The organism is Embleya sp. L77 (assembly GCF_055557415.1).
The window spans coordinates 1363084-1380144 of the sequence record NZ_CM145710.1 but is presented as its reverse complement, the minus strand read 5'-3'; the positions used below and the strand labels follow the sequence as shown (position 1 = coordinate 1380144).

General features: G+C 72.2%; 12 protein-coding genes. 3 read left to right on the top strand and 9 right to left on the bottom strand.

Features of this window, described 5'->3' with window-relative positions; translation table 11 throughout:
• Positions 1–18 precede the first annotated feature (18 nt).
• Complete coding sequence (locus ACZOOI_RS35930) at positions 19–1173, top strand: ROK family transcriptional regulator (RefSeq protein ID WP_465283755.1); 1155 nt, start codon at positions 19–21, stop codon at positions 1171–1173.
• 271 nt (positions 1174–1444) lie between these two features.
• Here the strand turns inward: ACZOOI_RS35930 and dnaE are convergent, their stop codons facing one another.
• A complete protein-coding gene (gene dnaE, locus ACZOOI_RS35925; protein WP_465283754.1) occupies positions 1445–5071 on the bottom strand; it encodes a DNA polymerase III subunit alpha in 3627 nt (1208 codons plus the stop codon).
• 148 nt (positions 5072–5219) lie between these two features.
• On the opposite strand from dnaE, the gene ACZOOI_RS35920 reads away from it, so the two are divergent.
• Positions 5220–6200, top strand: a complete 981-nt coding sequence (locus ACZOOI_RS35920) for a LysR family transcriptional regulator (RefSeq protein WP_465283753.1) — start codon at positions 5220–5222, stop codon at positions 6198–6200.
• Between the two features lie 244 nt (positions 6201–6444).
• A complete protein-coding gene (locus tag ACZOOI_RS35915; RefSeq protein ID WP_465283752.1) occupies positions 6445–7032 on the top strand; it encodes a response regulator transcription factor in 588 nt (195 codons plus the stop codon).
• 109 nt (positions 7033–7141) lie between these two features.
• Here the strand turns inward: ACZOOI_RS35915 and ACZOOI_RS35910 are convergent, their stop codons facing one another.
• From ACZOOI_RS35910 to ACZOOI_RS35875, 8 genes are all read right to left on the bottom strand, one after another.
• Positions 7142–8806: an ATP-binding cassette domain-containing protein gene (locus ACZOOI_RS35910; RefSeq protein ID WP_465284111.1), complete on the bottom strand. Its 1665-nt coding sequence runs from the start codon at positions 8804–8806 to the stop codon at positions 7142–7144.
• A gap of 56 nt (positions 8807–8862) precedes the next feature.
• A complete protein-coding gene (locus ACZOOI_RS35905; RefSeq protein WP_465283751.1) occupies positions 8863–10662 on the bottom strand; it encodes an ABC transporter ATP-binding protein in 1800 nt (599 codons plus the stop codon).
• A 153-nt stretch (positions 10663–10815) separates the two neighbouring features.
• The gene (locus ACZOOI_RS35900; RefSeq protein WP_396006173.1) at positions 10816–10944 is read right to left on the bottom strand and encodes a SapB/AmfS family lanthipeptide; all 129 of its coding nucleotides are present in this window, start codon (positions 10942–10944) and stop codon (positions 10816–10818) included.
• A gap of 102 nt (positions 10945–11046) precedes the next feature.
• The gene (lanKC, locus tag ACZOOI_RS35895) at positions 11047–13644 is read right to left on the bottom strand and encodes a class III lanthionine synthetase LanKC (protein ID WP_465283750.1); all 2598 of its coding nucleotides are present in this window, start codon (positions 13642–13644) and stop codon (positions 11047–11049) included.
• Between the two features lie 263 nt (positions 13645–13907).
• Positions 13908–14777: a 5-oxoprolinase subunit C family protein gene (locus ACZOOI_RS35890; protein WP_465283749.1), complete on the bottom strand. Its 870-nt coding sequence runs from the start codon at positions 14775–14777 to the stop codon at positions 13908–13910.
• Positions 14778–14850: 73 nt separating this feature from the next.
• Positions 14851–15468, bottom strand: coding sequence for a 5-oxoprolinase subunit B family protein (locus ACZOOI_RS35885; RefSeq protein WP_465283748.1), 618 nt, complete (start codon positions 15466–15468; stop codon positions 14851–14853).
• A complete protein-coding gene (locus ACZOOI_RS35880) occupies positions 15465–16229 on the bottom strand; it encodes a LamB/YcsF family protein (RefSeq protein WP_465283747.1) in 765 nt (254 codons plus the stop codon). Before ACZOOI_RS35880 ends, ACZOOI_RS35885 begins: the two co-directional genes overlap by 4 nt.
• Positions 16226–16948, bottom strand: coding sequence for a GntR family transcriptional regulator (locus tag ACZOOI_RS35875; protein ID WP_465283746.1), 723 nt, complete (start codon positions 16946–16948; stop codon positions 16226–16228). The genes ACZOOI_RS35880 and ACZOOI_RS35875 overlap by 4 nt, the downstream gene beginning before the upstream one ends.
• Positions 16949–17061 lie beyond the last annotated feature (113 nt).

Here is a 17061-nt window from a genome sequence, read left to right as displayed (position 1 = left end):
TCGAACGGGAGTGGGACGTTGGCTGGAACCGCGGGTGACCTGGTGCGACTGGTGGCCAAGGGGCACGGTCGATCCCGGGCGGAACTCGCCCGACTGAGCGGCATGGCCCCGTCGAGCGTCTCCCTGCGCGTGGAGGAACTCATCGACGCCGGGCTGCTGCGCGAGGACGGCGAGGGCGCCTCCCGAGGCGGCCGACGTCCCCGGCAGTTGCGCCTGCACGAGAACGCGGGCGTGGTGGTGGCCGTCGACGTGGGCACCCACCACCTGCGGATGGCGGTCCTGGACCTGGCCGGCCGGGTTCTCCTGGAGCACGAACTCCCCGGCGACATCACTGAAGGACCCGAGCAGGTGAGCGAACGCCTGCTGGAACACATCCGGATGACGCTCCGTCAGGCAACCGTCGAACAGCTGCCGTTGCTCGGTGTCGGCATCGGCATGCCCGGCCCGGTCGATCCGACCGCCGCCAAGGTGATCGCGCCCTCCCGGATGCCGGGCTGGAACGAGTACCCGATCGGCCGCCGGATGAGCGAACTCCTCGGCGTGCGCGTGGTGGTGGAGAACGACGCCAATCTGATGGCGGTGGGCGAACACCGCTACGGCTGGCCGGATCGGGACAACCTGATGGCGGTCAAGGCCGGCACCGGGATCGGCTGCGGCATCATCGCGTCCGGGAAGCTGCATCGCGGGCGCGGCGCGGCCGGCGACATCAGCCACGTCCCGGTGCACGTCCCCGAACCGGTCACCTGCTCGTGCGGACACTCCGACTGCCTGGAGGCGCACGCGAGCGGCGCGGCCCTGCGCCGCACGCTGCGTGCGCAGGGCATCGAGGTCTCCTCGTCACGCCAACTGGTCGAACTGGTCAACGACGGCGTGCCGGAGGTGACCACGCTGGTCCGCAACGCCGGCCGACTGGCCGGTCAGGTGCTCACCCCGCTGGTGAACTTTTTCAACCCGGACGTGCTCGTCCTGGGCGGCGGCCTCTCCGCGGCCGAACCCTTCGTCGCCGCCGTACGCGGCGCGATCTACGAACGCTGCCTGCCGCTGGCCACCCGCGACCTGGAGATCGCCACCGCCGTCACCGGCCGCGACGCGTGCATGCTGGGCGCGGGCGCCCTGGTCCTGGACGAGGTCCTGGCCAGCGAATGGGTCGACGACACCCTGTCCGCCCGCTGACGGCCTCACCTCACGCGCGACCCCACCCCGGACGGACGGCAACGCGAGCCGGCCGGCGCGCCGTCGGTTTCCCGGACCGTCCCCTGCGCCTGGGCGGCAGCTAGTGCCGCGCCCGGCAACGTTCACCCCGTCGCGGCGCCCGGCACGGCACCTCGCCGCCCCGCCGAAACGTCCGAGTACTCCAGTACGAGAACGTTCCGGCGGCACGCCGATGCACCGCACCGAACACCGCGACGGGGCAAACGTTGCCGGGCACGGCACTAGGGAGTGCTCAGGTGCCGCCGGTCCAGGTGTCGGGGCCGAAGGTGCCCTTGATGTCGGAGGCCAGGGTGGTCGGGTTCACCTTGGCGGCCAGGGCGTAGACGGTGGTCTTGTGGGTGGCGCGGACGGTGAGGTGGACCGGGGTGTCGCCGGGGTGGGCGGCGAGGATGCGCTTGAGTTCGGCCACCGATTGTTCGGTGACGCGGTGGGCGGGGAGGGTGAGGCGGACGGGGGGTTTGCCGCCGTGTTCCGCGGAGGACACGTCCAGCACCGTCGCTTCCCGGCCGAAGATGTTCGGGGTTCCGTCCCGGTCCTCGACCCGGCCGGTGACGCGGACGACGTGGTCCTCGACCAGTGCGTGCCGGACGAGGCGGTAGACGGCGGGGAAGAACAGGACCTCGATGCCGGCGTCCCGGTCTTCGAGGTTGACGATGGCCCATACGTTGCCCTGCTTGGTCGTCTTGAGTTGTACACCGGTGATCAGCCCCGCCAGCCGGACCTCGCCCGAGCCGGAGCCGGCGCCGGAGCCGCGTTCGGAGCCGGAGCCCGAGCCGAGCAGCGCCGCGATGGAGCAGTCCCGCGCGGCGGCGAGGATGTGCTCGGCCCCGTCCAGCGGGTGGGCGGAGACGTACAGGCCGAGCATCTCGCGTTCGGTGGCCAGGAGTTGCCGCCGGGGCCACTCGGCGTCGTCGATCGGGAAGTCCAGGCCGAAGGCGGGCCCGTCGCCGTCCGCTGCGCCCGCGTCGGCGAAGAGGTCGTCCTGGCCGAAACTCGCCGCCTTCTTCACCGGGATGAACGCGTCGATGGCGTCCTCGTGGGCGGCGGCCAGGCCCTTGCGCGAATGCCCCAGGGAGTCGAACGTGCCGGCCTTGATCAGGGAGTCCACGGCGCGCTTGTTCAAGGCGGGCAGGTCCGCCTTGGTCAGGAAGTCGGCGAAGGAGGTGAACTTCCCCTTCCGGCGCCGGGCGTCGACGACGGCGTCGATGACGGTGTCGCCGACGTTGCGCACGGACCGCAGTCCGAACCGCACATCGTCACCGACGGCGGTGAACTCCGCGACGGACTCGTTGACATCGGGGGGCAGTACGCGCACCCCGTTCTTGCGGGCGTCGGCGAGGTAGATCGCGGCCTTGTCCTTGTCGTCGCCGACGGAGGTGAGCAGCGCGGCCATGTACTCGGCCGGGTGGTTGGCCTTGAGGTAGGCGGTCCAGTACGAGACGAGGCCGTAACCGGCGGTGTGGGACTTGTTGAACGCGTAACCGGAGAACGGGAGCATGACGTCCCACAGGGCCTTGATCGCTTCCTCGCCGAAGCCGTTGCCGCGCATGCCGTCGTGGAACCGGTCCCATTCCGCGGCGAGCACCTCCGGCTTCTTCTTGCCCATCGCCCGGCGCAACAGGTCGGCGCCGCCCAGGGTGTAGCCGGCCAGTTCCCGGGCGATGGCCATGATCTGCTCCTGGTAGACGAGCAGGTGGAAGGTGTTCCCGAGGATTGGCTCCAGCGCGTCGCGAAGTTCGGGGTGGATCGGGGTGATCTCCTGGCGGCCGGTCTTGCGGTGCGCGTAGTTGGTGTGTGCGTTCGCCGCCATGGGGCCGGGCCGGTACAGGGCGTTGACCGCGGCGATGTCCTCGAACCGGGTGGGTTCCATCTGCCGCAGCAGCACGCGCATGCCGCCGCCGTCGAGTTGGAAGACGCCGAACGTGTTGCCCTCGGCCAACAGCCGATACGTCCGGGCGTCGTCCAGAGGGATCACCGTCGCCGAGGAATCGGCGTTCAGCGGGTCGACGGTGGCCAGCTCGATGCCCCGGTTCTCGCGGATGTTCTCGATGGCCTGGTCGATCACGCCCAGGTTCCGCAGGCCCAGGAAGTCCATCTTGATCAGGCCCATCGCCTCGCACGAGGGGTAGTCGAACCCGGTGATCCGCACGCCGTCCGAGGCGCGCATGTGCAGCGGGATGCGGTCGGTGAGTCTGGTCTTGGACAGGATCACCGCCGCGGCGTGCACACCGGTGCCTCGGATCAGGCCCTCGACTCCGCGCGCGGTGTCCAGCACCCGCCTGACGTCCTGCTCCTCGTCGTACATGCGGCGCAGTTCGCCGGCCTCGGCATACCGCTCGTGGGCGGCGTCGAAGACCGCGGCCAGCGGGGCGGGCTTGCCGTTGTGATCCGGCGGGAGGGCCTTGGTGATGCGCTCGCCGTGGGAGTACGGGTAGCCCAGGATGCGGGCGGAGTCCTTGATCGCGTTCTTCGCCTTGATCCGGCCGAACGTGTTCACCATGGCGGTGTACTCGTCGCCGTACTTCTCGGTGACGTAGCGGACCATGCGGTCGCGTTGGCGGTCGTCGAAGTCGAGGTCTACGTCGGGCGGGTTGATCCGCTCGGGATTGAGGAACCGCTCGAACAGCAGGCCGTGTTCCAGTGGGCACAGTTCGGTGATGCGCGTGGCGTAGGCCACGATGGAGCCGGTGGCCGAGCCGCGGCCGGGACCGAGCGGGATCCGGTTGTCCCGGGCGTGCCGGCAGATGTCGGCGACGACGAGGAAGTACGAGCTGAAGCCCATCGGGCCGATGACCGACATCTCGGTCTCGAAGCGATCCAGGACGTGCACGGGGATCGGGTCCCCGTAGCGCATCGCCAACCCCCTGAGGACTTCCCTGCGCAGCCACGATTCCTGGCTCTCGCCGGCGGGTACGTCCGGGAAGTGCGGCATCTCGTCGACGTAGTCGAAGACGTCGTCGTAGGACTCGATGCGTTCGGCGATCAGCAGGGTGTTGTCGCAGGCCACGGGCAACTCCGCGAACAGGGTGCGCATTTCGGCGGCCGACTTGAGGTAGTAGCCGGAACCGTCGAAGCGGAAGCGCTTGGGGTCGTTCTTGTCCTTGCCGACGCCGATGCACAGCAGGCTGTCGTGCGCGTCGGCCTGGTCCTCGGTGACGTAGTGCGCGTCGTTGGTGGCCAGCAGCGGTAGGCCCAACTCGCGGGCCAGGCGCAGCAGTCCGTCGCGGACTTCGCGTTCGATGGCCAGACCGTGGTCCATCAGCTCCAGGAAGTAGTTCTCCGGGCCGAAGATCTCACGGTATGCCGCGGCGGCGGCCTTCGCCTCGTCGTACTGGTTCAGCCGCAGGCGGGTCTGCACCTCGCCGGAGGGACAGCCGGTCGTGGCGATGATGCCCTCGGGCCGCTGCGCGATCGACTCCCGGTCCATGCGCGGCTTGCCCGCCGGGAATTGGCCCTCGTAGCCGGCCTGGGTGCTGAGCCGGAACAGGTTCCGCAGCCCCCGGACGTCGCGCGCCCACATGGTCATGTGCGTGAAGCGGCCGCCTCCGGAGACGTCCTTCGAGCCCTCGCCGTCGTTGCCGACGGCGCGCCGGCCACCGGGTCCCCAGAACTCCTGCTTCCGGGAGAACCGGGACGAGGGCGCCACGTACGCCTCGATGCCGATGATCGGCTTGACGCCGTCGAAGCCCTTCGCGACCCGGGCGAACTCGTGCGCGCCGAACATGTTGCCGTGGTCGCTCATGGCGATCGCGGGCATCCCCAGCCGGGCGACCTCGCCGAACATCGGCCCGAGCTTCTGGGCGCCGTCGAGCATCGAGTATTCGGTGTGGTTGTGCAGGTGGACGAAGGAATTCGGCACGCGTGAGTCATCTCCGAGGCCGGCGGGAGGCCGCCATTGGTGAAACCGGGCGTTGATCGGAGACATCAAATCGAGCGTGCCGTAATGGGATCAAACAACTATCTCACCCACTGCTCACAACCTCTGGTTGTGCTTCTAGGATGACGGCGTGGATATCGCCGCCGTGCGCACCTTCGTCGCCGCCGTGGACGCGGGGCAGTTCCAGTCGGCCGCGGCGCAACTGTCGATCACCCAGCAGGCCGTCTCCAAGCGCATCGCCGCGCTGGAGAAGGACCTCGGTGTGCAGCTGTTCGTGCGAACCGCGCGCGGAGCCCGGCTGACCATCGACGGGCAGGTGTTCCTGCCACACGCCCGGGCTCTTCTGCATGCCGAGGAGCAGGCCGCCGCGTCCGTGCGTCCGGGGCGGCGCGCGCTGCGGGTCGACGTCGTGGGTCGACGGCTCGCCCCGGCCGGCCTGGTCCGCGAATTCCATCGCGCGCACCCGGAGATCGGGCTCGACGTGGTGACCCTCCTCGGTGCGGACGCGGCCGTGGACGCGGTACGGTCCGGCGCCATCGACGCGACCCTGCGTGCCGTCACGATGCCCGGTCGGCAGTTGCCGGACGGTGTCGAGGCGACCCCGGTCCTCGACGAGCCGCTTCGGCTGTTCGTCGGCCCCGCCCACGAGTTCGCCACCGCCCGTGCGGTCGCGCTCGACCGACTGGTCGGGCACCGGATCTGGATGCCGGGCAACATCCGCGGCACCGAGTGGACCGCCTACTACGACGGGCTCGCCGCCGCGTTCGGGCTCACCATCGACACGATCGGTCCCGACTTCGGCATCGAGGCGCTCCTCGACACGATCGCCGACTCGTCGACGTTGGCGACCTTCCTCACCGACCGAACGCCGCTCGTCTGGCCGGTCGGCCACGACCTGCGGCTCATCCCCCTGTGCGATCCGACCCCGATCTACCCGCACTCGCTGGTCTGGCGCACGGACAATCCGCACCCCGCGCTCACCGCGCTCCGCGACCACCTCGTCGCGTCGGCACCCGACGACCAGGAGGGCGAAACCTGGGCGCCGTCCTGGGCCCGAACCCGACGCTCCGATCGCCCGCGTCGGCCCGGTAGCGACGGGCGCCGCAGGTAGCGGGCGTTCGCGTTCCGCGTCCTTCTTTCGCGACGCCCGGGGCCGCGCCGGGCGCGCCGTCGGCCCGGTGTGATCGAGAGCGGCCCCTAGCGGTCGTGGTTCGACAGGAAGTGCGAGCGACGGATCCAAACGTCGCACAAACGCATCATTCGGTTACGGGTTGTGGTGTAAGTCGTGGGGCGGGGTAGCTATCGAGGTGCTCGACGGGCAACTTCGGGACGTCGGCGTCGATTGGGAGCGAACAATGATCCGCGTTCTCTTGGTGCACGACACGGAATTGATGCGATCGGCGCTCACCGCGCTGCTCGATCGTGAGGAGGACATAGAAGTGGAGGCCGACAGTTGGGACGGCGCACCGAATCGGGCCCGGTGCCAGCGTCCGCACGTCTGCGTGGTGGACGTGGACTGTCCCGGGTCCGTGCGGTTACCGCGTCGGCCGGTCGATCCGGACTGTGCCCTGCTCGTCCTGGCCACCACCTCCCGGCCGGGCAGCCTGTGCCGGGCGGCCGAGGCCAAGGCCATGGGCTTCGTGGACAAGGACGCCCAGCCTCCGCAACTGCCGCGGGCGATCCGGCTGGTGGCCGCCGGTCGGCGCTACGTGGACGGGTCGCTCGCGTTGGACCTGCTGCGCGCCGCGAGCGCTCCGCTGACCCCCCGCGAGATGCGGGTGCTGACCCTGGCCGCCGAGGGGGCGTCCGCTCCGGAGATAGCCCGTAACCTGCGGCTCAGCATCGGCACCGTCCGGAACTACATGTCCGCGATCACCCGCAAGACGGGCGCCCGCAATCGCATCGACGCGATCCGGATCTCACAGGACGCCGGCTGGGTATAGACCGGCCCGGTCGGATCCGGGCGCACCCCAGCCCGGATCCCGACCCCATTCGCCCCCGACGCCCCGCACCGCCCCGCCGACGCCCGCTCCCCTCGCATCGATGCCCGGCTCAGATCCGCTCGGCGTGCCAGTCCCCGACCAGATCGCGGTACAGCGAGGAGCGATCCAGGAGTTCCCGATGCGTCCCGCACATCGCGTGCACGCCGTCCAGGACGAGCACCCGGTCCGCCCGTCGGGCCGAACTGATCCGATGGGCGACCACGATCAGCGTCCCGGGCCGCTTCGCGAAGGCCCGTTCGGCACGCCGTTCGGCGACCGGGTCCAGGTGACAGGTGGCCTCGTCCAACACCACCAGGGGCGCCGGTGACAGATGGGCCCGCGCCAAGGCGATCAACTGGCGCTCGCCCTGGGACAACGAGGCCGGGTCCACCGGCGCATCGAGGCCGCCCAGTCGATCGATCAGCGGCAACAGGCCGACGGCGTCCGCCGATGCGGTCAGCGCCGAGGTGGTCGCGCCGTCCGGGCACAGGTAGAGCAGGTTCTCCCGCACGCTGCCGGTGAACACGTACGCCTGCTGCGGGATGAGCACCCGCAGCCGGGACGAATCGCCGCCGACCGGGCGGACCGGCCGTCCGTCCACGTGCACCTCGCCCCGGTCCGGCGCGAGCACCCCCGCGACGACGGCGGCCAGCGTCGATTTGCCGATCCCACTGGGGCCGACCACCACGAGGTGCTCACCGGGTTCGACGATCAGGTCCAGATCGCGCAACACCGGCGCCGCGTTCGGGCCGTACCCGAACGTCACGCGGTGCATCCGCACCCGCGGCGGCCCGCCGGTCGTGCCGGCCACGTGCCGCGCCGCCGCCGGGCCGGCCGCCGGTCCCGAGGTGAGCCGATCCAGCACTACGAGCAGTCGGGTGCCGGCCGCGCCCAGCGCGTGCATCAACGTGTGCAGCGCCGGCAGCAGCGCCTGGGTGAGGTACGTCAGCGCCCCCAGCAGCGCACCCGCGGTCAGGCCCCGGTCGAGCAGCCAGGGAGCGGTCACCAACAGCAGCAGGACCGGCAACTGCCCGGCCACCGCGAGTGCGATCGCCCGCGCACCGGCCCACCGGGCCAACGACCGCGCCGCGCGCGCCTCGGCGTCGATCAGCGCGTGCGTGTGTGCCGCGACCGAATCGCGCGCGCCGCCCGCGAGCACGTCGCGCAGGCCCGTCGCAACCGTCCCGAGTCGGGTGGACAGCGCCTCGTCGGCGTCCAGGAAGGCGCGCTGCCGGGCGGCCATCGGTGCCAGCGTGGCCAGGAAGAGCGCCAGCCCCAGCACCAGCGGCGGCACCACCACGACCAGCAACTCCGGCGCCAGCGCGGCCAGTCCGAACAGGGCACCGAGCGCGGTGAAGAGGAAGGAGCGGGCCACCAGGACCAGTCCGGCGAAGCTGTCCCGGGCGATCTCGCACTGGTTGGTCAGTCGGGAGACCACCGCGCTGTCCGCCGCGCGCGCCGGCGCCTCGATCGCCTCGATCAACGCGCCGGTCGCCACCCGCCGGACCAGCCCGTCGCGCAGCGGCTCGACCAGATCGGCCAGGCCGCGAAAGATCCCGCCCGTGGCCGCCCCGCCGAGCACGATCGCCACCGCCGCGACGGCCAGCCAGGCCAGACCGATTCCGGCGTGCCCGGCCAGGAAGCCGTGATCGAGGGCCATCGCCACGCCGTAGCCGCCGAGGAACGTCTGCGCCGACTCCAGCAGCGACCAGCCCGCGAGCCGGAGCAGGACCATCCGGCGCCGGGCCAGGAAGCGCCGGGCCAGTGCGGGCACCCGGGATCGACCGCCGCTCACCGGTCCTCCCCGGCCGGATCCGACGCCGCCCCGGCAGCCGATCCACCGGTGCTCGACACATCGCCCGGATCCGCGAAGACCGCCCGATAGTCCGGGTCTTCCCACAGCGTCTCGTGCGGGCCGAGCGCGCGTACCCGGCCGTCCTCCAACCACACGACCAGATCGGCCCGCGCCGCCGAGGAGGCCCGGTGGGCGATCAGCAGCCGGGTGCCCGCGCGGACGTCGCGGACCAGCGCCCGCCCGACCCGCAGTTCGGTGACGCTGTCCAGGCTCGAGGTGGCGTCGTCCAGCACGAGCAGCCGGCCGGCATGAGCGAACGCCCTTGCCAGACCGAGCCGTTGCAGCTCGCCGCCGGACAGCGGCGCGCTGCCCAGCGGCGCCGCGTAGCCCTGGGGCAGCAGCCGGATGAAACTGTCGGCGCCGGCCGCCTCGGCGGCGATCTCGATCCGGCCGGGGGAGCAGGTGTAGGGCCCGAAGGCGATCGCCTCGGCGATCGTGTCGCCGAACAGGGCCGGCCGCTCGAAGGCGTACCCGACCTCCCGACGCAGCTGCGCCGGGTCGATCGCGGTCAGCGGTACGCCGTCCAGCAACACCACACCCGCATCCACGTCGGTCAGCCGCCCGGCGACCGCGGCGAGCGTGGACTTGCCCGCGCCGGAGTGCCCGACCACGGCCGCGGTGGTGCCGCCCGGCACGATCAGGTGCACGTCGCGCAGCACCGGCGTGCCGTTGCGGACGACGGTGACCCCGCGCAGTTCGAGCCGGCCCGGGCCGTTCGCCGGAAGCGGGTCGCCGCCCGAACGCATCGGGGGCACGGCCAGCAACTCGGCGGTGCGGCGGGCCGCGGCGCGGCTGCGCACGAGGCCGTTGAGTTGCCCGACGGCGGCCCCCAGGCCGGCGGCCAGTACGGCGTAGCGCGAGGCGGCGAGCAGTTCGCCGACGGTCAGGTCGCCGTGGGTCAGTCGCACCCCACCGACGGCCAGTACGGCCGTGGTCAGCAGCGGCACCAGGATCCCGGCGCCGGCCATGGCTCGACCGTAGACGTGCCACATCCGCCTGCCCTGGTTGCCCAATTCGGGCAACGGCGCGAGGATTCGGTCGAGTTCGCGCGCCGAGCTGCCGGCGGCGGCGATCGTGCGTGCGCCGCCCAGCGCCTCGACGAGCCGGCCGGCGATGTCCGCCTGGACGCGCTGGTAACGAGCCACGCTGTCCGAGGAGTCGCGGACGAAGGCGCGCAACAACCAGGCCAGCAGCGGTACACCCGCCAGGAAGACGGCGAACAGCCAGATGTCGATCACCGCGAGAGCGATCAGGCCGCCGAGCGGAACGAACAGGGTGGCCACGCCGGTTGCGGCCGTGGTGGGCGCGGTGCTCGCCTCGGCGACGTTGCCGGTGAGCCGGGTGACCAGGTCGCCGGGGGTGCAGCGTTCGGCGGCGCGATGCGGGGCGAGCGACAACACGTGGTCGACGCCCAGCCGGCGCAGCCACGCGGCGGTGCGGGCGGTGGTGATCCCGCCCAGGAGCGCCTCTGCGGCGTCGAAGACGACCTCGGCCAGGATCAGCACGGCGCACAGGGCGACCGCGCGGCGCGCTCCGGCGGCGTCGTCGAGGAGCAGGTCGAGCGCGTGGCCGAGGACGGCGGGCAGCGCGATCGCGACGGCCGCGGCGCCGAGACTGCAACCGAACACGGCCGCGGTGCGGCCCGCGCTGTGCCGGAGGGCGCCGGCCAGGAGTCGGCCGGTGCCGTCGGTGGGCGCCGGTTCGGCGCGTTCGGCTGTCCGGCGCGTTGCGGCCATGCGCTGCGATTCCTCGCCTCCGGGTGCGGGGTGCGGTCCTGGGAGCTTGGCGGGTGGCGTACTTTCGAGAGCAGCGGTCCCGGGCGGAATGCCGCCGCCCGGGACCGCGTTCAGCTCGTCATCTCGGGGTGTTCAACCCCGGGAGTGAGTCGGTCAGTTGCAGGTGACCAGGCTCAGGCTGCTGTTGCCGCACAGGAGCAGGCTGGCGCGGCTGCCACCGCCACCGCCGCCGAACTCGGGGGCCTCTTCGGTTTCCAGCGCCTGCAGGTCGAGAAGTGCCATGATGATCGTTCCTCTCGGTAGTGGAGCTCGATCGTTCGGATGGTGCGCCGGCCCCCGGAACGGCGGGCCGGTCCTGCTTCGATCCCCGTGAAGGAATCGGCTCTAGGGCCGCGAAGGCGGCGGGAGGAAGGGCAGTTGCACGGGTCGGTCGTGCAGGGCGCTGCCCAACGCGAGCAGGCAACCGGCGGTGCCGGTGCTCAGGTCCATCGACAGGCGCATCATCTGCTCACCGGCGAAGGCCAGATGCCCCCGGTAGGGGACGGCGCCCCAGGACAGCGACTCGATCTGCCGACGGATGTCCTCGGGTTCGGTGCCGGGTCCTCCGGTGCTGGTGCGACTCAGGTGCAACACCATGCCCGCGGCGCCGCGGAACAGGCCGGGCTGGGCGTAGAACCTGGCCTGCGCGGCACGGACGATCTCGATCCGGGCCTGCTCGAAGTCGGCGTCGGGGCGGTGCGCGAGGTAGTCGTCGAGGACCATTCCGATGCCCACGCTGCCCGCGCCCAGGTACGGCATCGTGCGTCGGCCCTCGTCGACCTGGAGGGTGCCGCCGACCGCGACCACACAGCGGGCCAGGTCGGCCCGCAGCGCATCGGCGGCGGCGTCCAACAGGCTGGAGTCGCCCAGCCGTTCGTACAGCCGCAGGTACAACAGCGCGCTGCCGGTGGCGCCGTGCAGCAGACCGGCGCGGGCCGGTGCGGGGCCCGTGCGGGCGCGGTCGGCGAGTTGCTCGGCGCACGCGATCGCGTGGGTGTGCAGGCCGATTTCGCCGGTGGAGCAGGCCAGTGCCTCCAGGGCCAGGCCAAGGCCGGCGAGTCCGCTGTGCAGATCGGAACCCAGGGTGCGCCGGTCCTGCGCCAGGATCGTGTCGACCAGATCCAGGGCCCGTTCCCGATGGCCGAGTCGGTCCAGTGTCCAGGCGACGCCGGACAGCCCGTCGTAGAAGCCGATCGGGTTCCCGGAGGGCAGGTTCTCGGTGCTGCGCAGCAGCCATTTCTCGGCCACCGGCAGCGGCTCGGCACCGGTCTCGGCCAGGGCGTACAACACACCGGCCGCACCGTAGCCGAAGCAGGCGCCGCCGCCGGGCACGGCGAACTGGGTGATGTCGCCCGGGAAACAACGATCCTCGCGGTCCGGGGTCGCCGACGCGTGGATCGCCCGGGCCATCGAGTCGCGGCTGTTCGGCCAGTCGTCGAGGGCGACCGGCAGGTATGCGTCCGTCGACCGTGCGCCGTGCGCCGCCGGCGACGCCGCGTCCCGGGCCTGCTCCGGGTGGTGGCCGCGCAGGATCTCCTCGACCGCCGCGTCCAGCCAACCGGCCGGGATCGGGAATTGCTCGGCGGCGATTTCGGCCAGGTGCCGGGCCTTGTCCCGGTCCACGGTGAACAGGCTGGTCAGCGGCAGGAACAGGGCGATGCGCAGACAGGCGAGGGCGTAGCGGTCCACGTCGGCGCCGCGCCGGTCGCGCGGAGCGACGAAGCCGGGATTGGCGACCACCTGCCGACCGCTCTCGTCGTCCACGGTGGCGGCCTCGAAGTCGAGCAGCGTCACCGCGCTCTCGTCCTCGGACATCATGATGTTGAACAGGTGCAGGTCGTTGAACACCACGCCGCGGGCATGGATCTGCGCGACCGCGTTCTCCACGAGTGTGTACACACGCATCGCCCACTGGGTGTACTCGGCCAGCCGTTCGGGCGAGGGGTCCGTCTCGATCAGCGGATGCCGGTGTGCGAAGAACGTGTTCAGCGGACTGCCCTGGATGAACTCCAGCACCAGGAAGCGGTGTTCGCCGAGGTCGAACCAGTCGTGCACCTCGGGCGTACAGGCGAGTCCGCTCAGCCGGCGCAGCGCGTCGCGCTCGCGCTCCAGCCGGGTGACCGCGTCCGCGCCGTCCGCGGCGAGTCCGGCGTGCGGGCGGGCCTCCTTGAGCACGACCTGCTCGTCGGTGCGCAGGTCCCGGCCGATGTAGACGCCACCGCCGTTGGAGAAGTGCAGCGCACGCTCGATCTTGTACGGGAGTTCGCCGACGGTGGTCGCGGAACGGGCGGCCAGGTGCGGGCCCAGGAAGGCGGGCAGTTCGAGCCACGGCGGCAGCCGGAAGGTGGGTTCGCGGCGGTCGGGGACCAGCGTGCCGGTGTCGTCCTCGATCGCGGGGCACAACTCGCCGCGCTCGTCGTGGCAGTTGCGTTCGGTGAAGCTGCCGTACCGCAGGTAGACCGGCCCCTCGCCCCAGCGCAGATCGCTGAGGATGTACGGGCCGGGCTCGCCGGCCAACAGTGCGGCCAGGTCCGTCGCGATGCGCTGACACTGCCCGTCGTCGGCGGGGTAGACGGTGACGAACTTTCCGCTCCCGGCCCGCTCGGCGTACTTGGCGTTGCGCGTGTGCAGCAGGTACGGGCTCGGCACGCACTTGAAGGCGATGCGGCGCGGGACGCAGTAGTCCCAGACCGCGGCGAGCACCTTGTCGGCGTTGCCCAGACAGGCGGAGACGTGGATCTTCCATCCCTGGGCGGGCAGCGGGCACTCGATCGGTCGGAACGCGAGCCAGTCACCGGAGTTGTGCCGCCGCCAGCCGTCCGGGAGTTCGCGGCGCGTGGTCTGGTAGGACGCCGCCGGACCGCTCTCGTCCGTGCGGAGTCGGTGCGGCGCGTCGTAGAAGGTTCGATCGGCGTCGCAGTAGACCGCGTACCCCTTGTTCATCGCACTCCCATTCCCGTTGGCCGGGTGCCGTTGGGAACATTGCCGGCGAAGCGGAGCGGGCGGCAGTCGTATTCGTCACGAAACGGCCGTGAGGAACGCACGGATTCGTCCGTGAGGAACTCACGGGCGCGGCGGTCCCGTCGCAGGTCGGCGCCGGGGTGCGACCCGCTCCGGCGAGCGCGCGGGCGCACCCCGGCAACTCCCTTGTAGGGAGGCCGAGTTGCCGGTCGCCGGGGTGCGGCGCGATGCTGGTTTCCCGGTGGTCAGTGCGCCGTGACGGTGAAGCGGACCGGGGTGCCGGGGACCGCTTGCGCGGCCGGTGCGAGGTGTTCCTCGGGGACCACGCCGATCACCGGGTAGCCGCCGGTGACCGGGTGGTCGGCCAGGAAGAGCACGGGCCGACCGTCCGGGGGCACCTGTACCGCGCCCGACACCATGCCCTCGCTGGGCAGTTCGTCGGTGCGCGCCCAGCTCAGCGCGGGTCCGTCGGTGCGCAACCCGATCCGGTTGCTCGCCGAGGCCACCGTGTAGCGGGCGGCGCCGAGCGCGGCGGGGGCGTCGGGTGCGAACCAGTCTTGGCGCGGGCCGAGCACCAGCGGCAGCACGAGCTCGGTGGGCGGCCCCGGTCGACGGGACACGTCCGCGCCCGGCGGCGTGGGGCCGGTCGGCTCGCCCAACCCGAGCACGTCGCCATCGGCCAGCGGCGCGGGCCCCAGTCCGGAGAGCAGGTCGGTGGACCGGCTGCCCAGGACCGGCTCGACCGCCACGCCGCCGGCGAAGGCCAGGTAGCCGCGCAGACCGGCGGTGGCCGGGCCGACGTCGAGCACGGCGCCGGCCGGGATCCGGATCGCCGCGCCCCACGCCACCGGGCGGCCCTGGACCCGGACCGGGCAGGGTGCGCCGACCACCGCGGCCACGGTGGTCGCGCACACCCGCACGGCGGTGCCGGTCAAGGTGGTCTCCAGGGTCGCCGCGTCGGGCGGATTGCCGACCAGGCGATTGGCGAGCCGGTGTGCGGGCTGGTCCAGCGCGCCGGAGCGGGGCACACCCAGGTGCGCGAACCCGGCGCGGCCCAAGTCCTGCACGGTGGTCAGGGCGCCGGCCCGGACCACCTCGACGGCGCGCGTGTTCATTGCTCCTCCGGCACGGAGTGTGTCCGCACGGTGGTCGGGGCGCCGGCCCGGACCACCTCGACGGCGCGCGCCTTCATCGGTCCTCCGGCACGAAGTGCACCCGTACCCCGGGTGCGAACAGGGCGGCGGGTTCGCGGGCGGCGTCCCACAACACCGCGTCGGTGCTGCCGATCAGTTGCCAACCGCCGGGCGAGGAGCGCGGGTACACGCCCGCGTATTCGCCGGCCAGTCCCAGCGAGCCGACCGGTACGGCGGTGCGCGGGGTGGCCCGGCGGGCCAGGTGGTAGCGCCGGGGCAGGCCGGTGAGGTAGCCGAATCCGGGGGCGAAGCCACAGAAGGCGACCCGGAAGGTGATCCCGCCGATGATCTCGGGGACGCGCCCGACCGGCACCCGCCACAGCTCGGCCACCTCGGCCAGGTCCGGCCCGTCGTAGCGGACCGCGATCTCGATCAGTTCGCCCGCCTCGGCGGACAGCGGGGGGATGTGCCACCCGGGGACGTCGGCGGCCAGGGCGGCCGGATCCGCGAGCCCGTCCAGCAGCACGGTGCGTGCGGCCGGGACGATCTCGCGAACCGTCGGCAGGGTTCCCGCGGCGCGTCGGCGCAGCAGTTCGGCGTGCAGCGCCTCGGCCCGGTCGGCCGTGTCCACCTCCAGGAGCAGCGCGTGTCGGCCCACCGGCAGGGCCCTCACGCGAACGGCTCCAGGGACACGCCGGCGGCCAGCAGCGCGCGGCGGACCCGCAGCGCCAGATCGGCCGCACCCGGGGTGTCGCCGTGCAGGCACAGCGACCGGGCCGAGACGGCGACCCGCTCTCCCGTGATGGCGACGACGGCGCCCTCACGCGCCATCGTCAGCGAGCGGGACACGACCCGGTCCCCGTCGTGGACGACGGCTCCGGGTTCCCCGCGCGGCACCAGGGTGCCCTGCGCGGTGTATGCGCGGTCCGCGAACGCCTCGCGTACGCAAGGCAGTCCGGCGGACTCGGCGGCTTCGAGCAGGCGTGAGCCGGGCAGCCCCAGGACCGGCAGCGCAGCGCCGGCCAGGAGCGCGCCGGCGACCACCGCGCCGGCCTGGTCCTCGTCCCACACCGTGCGGTTGTACAGCGCGCCGTGCGGCTTGAGATAGGCCACCCGGGCCCCGGCGGCTCGGGCGAAGACCTCCAACGCGCCGATCTGGTAGGCCACTTCGGCGGCCAGCTCGGCGGCCGGCACGTCCATCGCGCGGCGGCCGAAGCCGGCCAGGTCGCGATAGGAGACCTGTGCGCCGATCCGCACGTCGTGCTCGGCGGCCAGGTCGCAGACCCGACGCATCGTGACCGGATCCCCGGCGTGGAATCCGCACGCGACGTTGGCGCTGGTCACCACGGACAGCAGTGCCTCGTCGTCGGTCAGCGTCCAGCGGCCGAAGCCCTCGCCCAGGTCGGCGTTGAGGTCGATCACGGCGGTGTTCATGCGCCGTCCATGCGCATCGCGGTGCAGATCATCTCGCACGCGTCGTCCAGGTACCGCTCCAGCACCACCGCGGCGCCGGCGGTGTCGCCGGCCGCGAGCAGGTCGGCGATCCGCCGGTTGCGGCGCAGGAACGGTTCGTGCAGCGCCCGGGCCGAGGGCATGGCCAGGAAGGCCAGCCGCAGCTCGGCGATCAGCCGGGTCATGTACTCGTCCAGGCGCGGGCTGCCCGCCAGGGCGACCAGGGCCCGGTGGAAGCGCAGGTCGGCGGTGCCGACCTCGGGCCAGTCGCCGACGTCGGCCGCCGCCTCGCCGCCGGCGACCGCCGCGTGCAGTGCGGCGATGCGCTCGGGGGCGGCCGTGGCGGCGGCCCGCAGACCGGTGCCCTCCAGGGCTCGACGGACCGCGTAGATGTCGGACACGTCGTCGGGGTCGAGCATGCGGACGAAGACGCCGCGATTCATCTCGTGCACGACCAGGCGGCCGTCGACCAGCGTGCGGAACGCCTCGCGCAGCGTGTTGCGGGAGACACCGAGGGCGGCGCCCAGGGCCTGTTCGGACAGTCGGGTGCCGGGCGGCAGCGCGCCCTCGGCGATGCGATCGCGCAACACCTCGGCGACGCGTTGTGCGGTGCCCGCGCGTCCGAGCAGGTCGCGATCGGCGGCAAGGCGTCCGAGCGTGTCGTCGGCGGAAGGCCGGGCGAGGTCGACGTCTTGGCCCATGTGGGGTTCCCCCAGAGTGCGACGGGCAGTGCGGGAGGAGTAGATCAAGTTCCCGCACCGTTCACAAGGTCTTGTGGGATTGTTCAACAATAGCTTAGCCTCCTCGGCACCTC

Bases quoted from the DNA above. Each gene is read 5' to 3' on its own strand.
- ACZOOI_RS35915 (WP_465283752.1), top strand. From the start codon at position 6,445: ATGATCCGCGTTCTCTTGGTGCACGACACGGAATTGATGCGATCGGCG.
- ACZOOI_RS35910 (WP_465284111.1), bottom strand. From the start codon at position 8,806: ATGGTCCTGCTCCGGCTCGCGGGCTGGTCGCTGCTGGAGTCGGCGCAG.
- ACZOOI_RS35905 (WP_465283751.1), bottom strand. From the start codon at position 10,662: ATGGCCGCAACGCGCCGGACAGCCGAACGCGCCGAACCGGCGCCCACC.
- ACZOOI_RS35900 (WP_396006173.1), bottom strand. From the start codon at position 10,944: ATGGCACTTCTCGACCTGCAGGCGCTGGAAACCGAAGAGGCCCCCGAG.
- lanKC (WP_465283750.1), bottom strand. From the start codon at position 13,644: ATGAACAAGGGGTACGCGGTCTACTGCGACGCCGATCGAACCTTCTAC.
- ACZOOI_RS35890 (WP_465283749.1), bottom strand. From the start codon at position 14,777: ATGAACACGCGCGCCGTCGAGGTGGTCCGGGCCGGCGCCCTGACCACC.
- ACZOOI_RS35880 (WP_465283747.1), bottom strand. From the start codon at position 16,229: ATGAACACCGCCGTGATCGACCTCAACGCCGACCTGGGCGAGGGCTTC.
- ACZOOI_RS35875 (WP_465283746.1), bottom strand. From the start codon at position 16,948: ATGGGCCAAGACGTCGACCTCGCCCGGCCTTCCGCCGACGACACGCTC.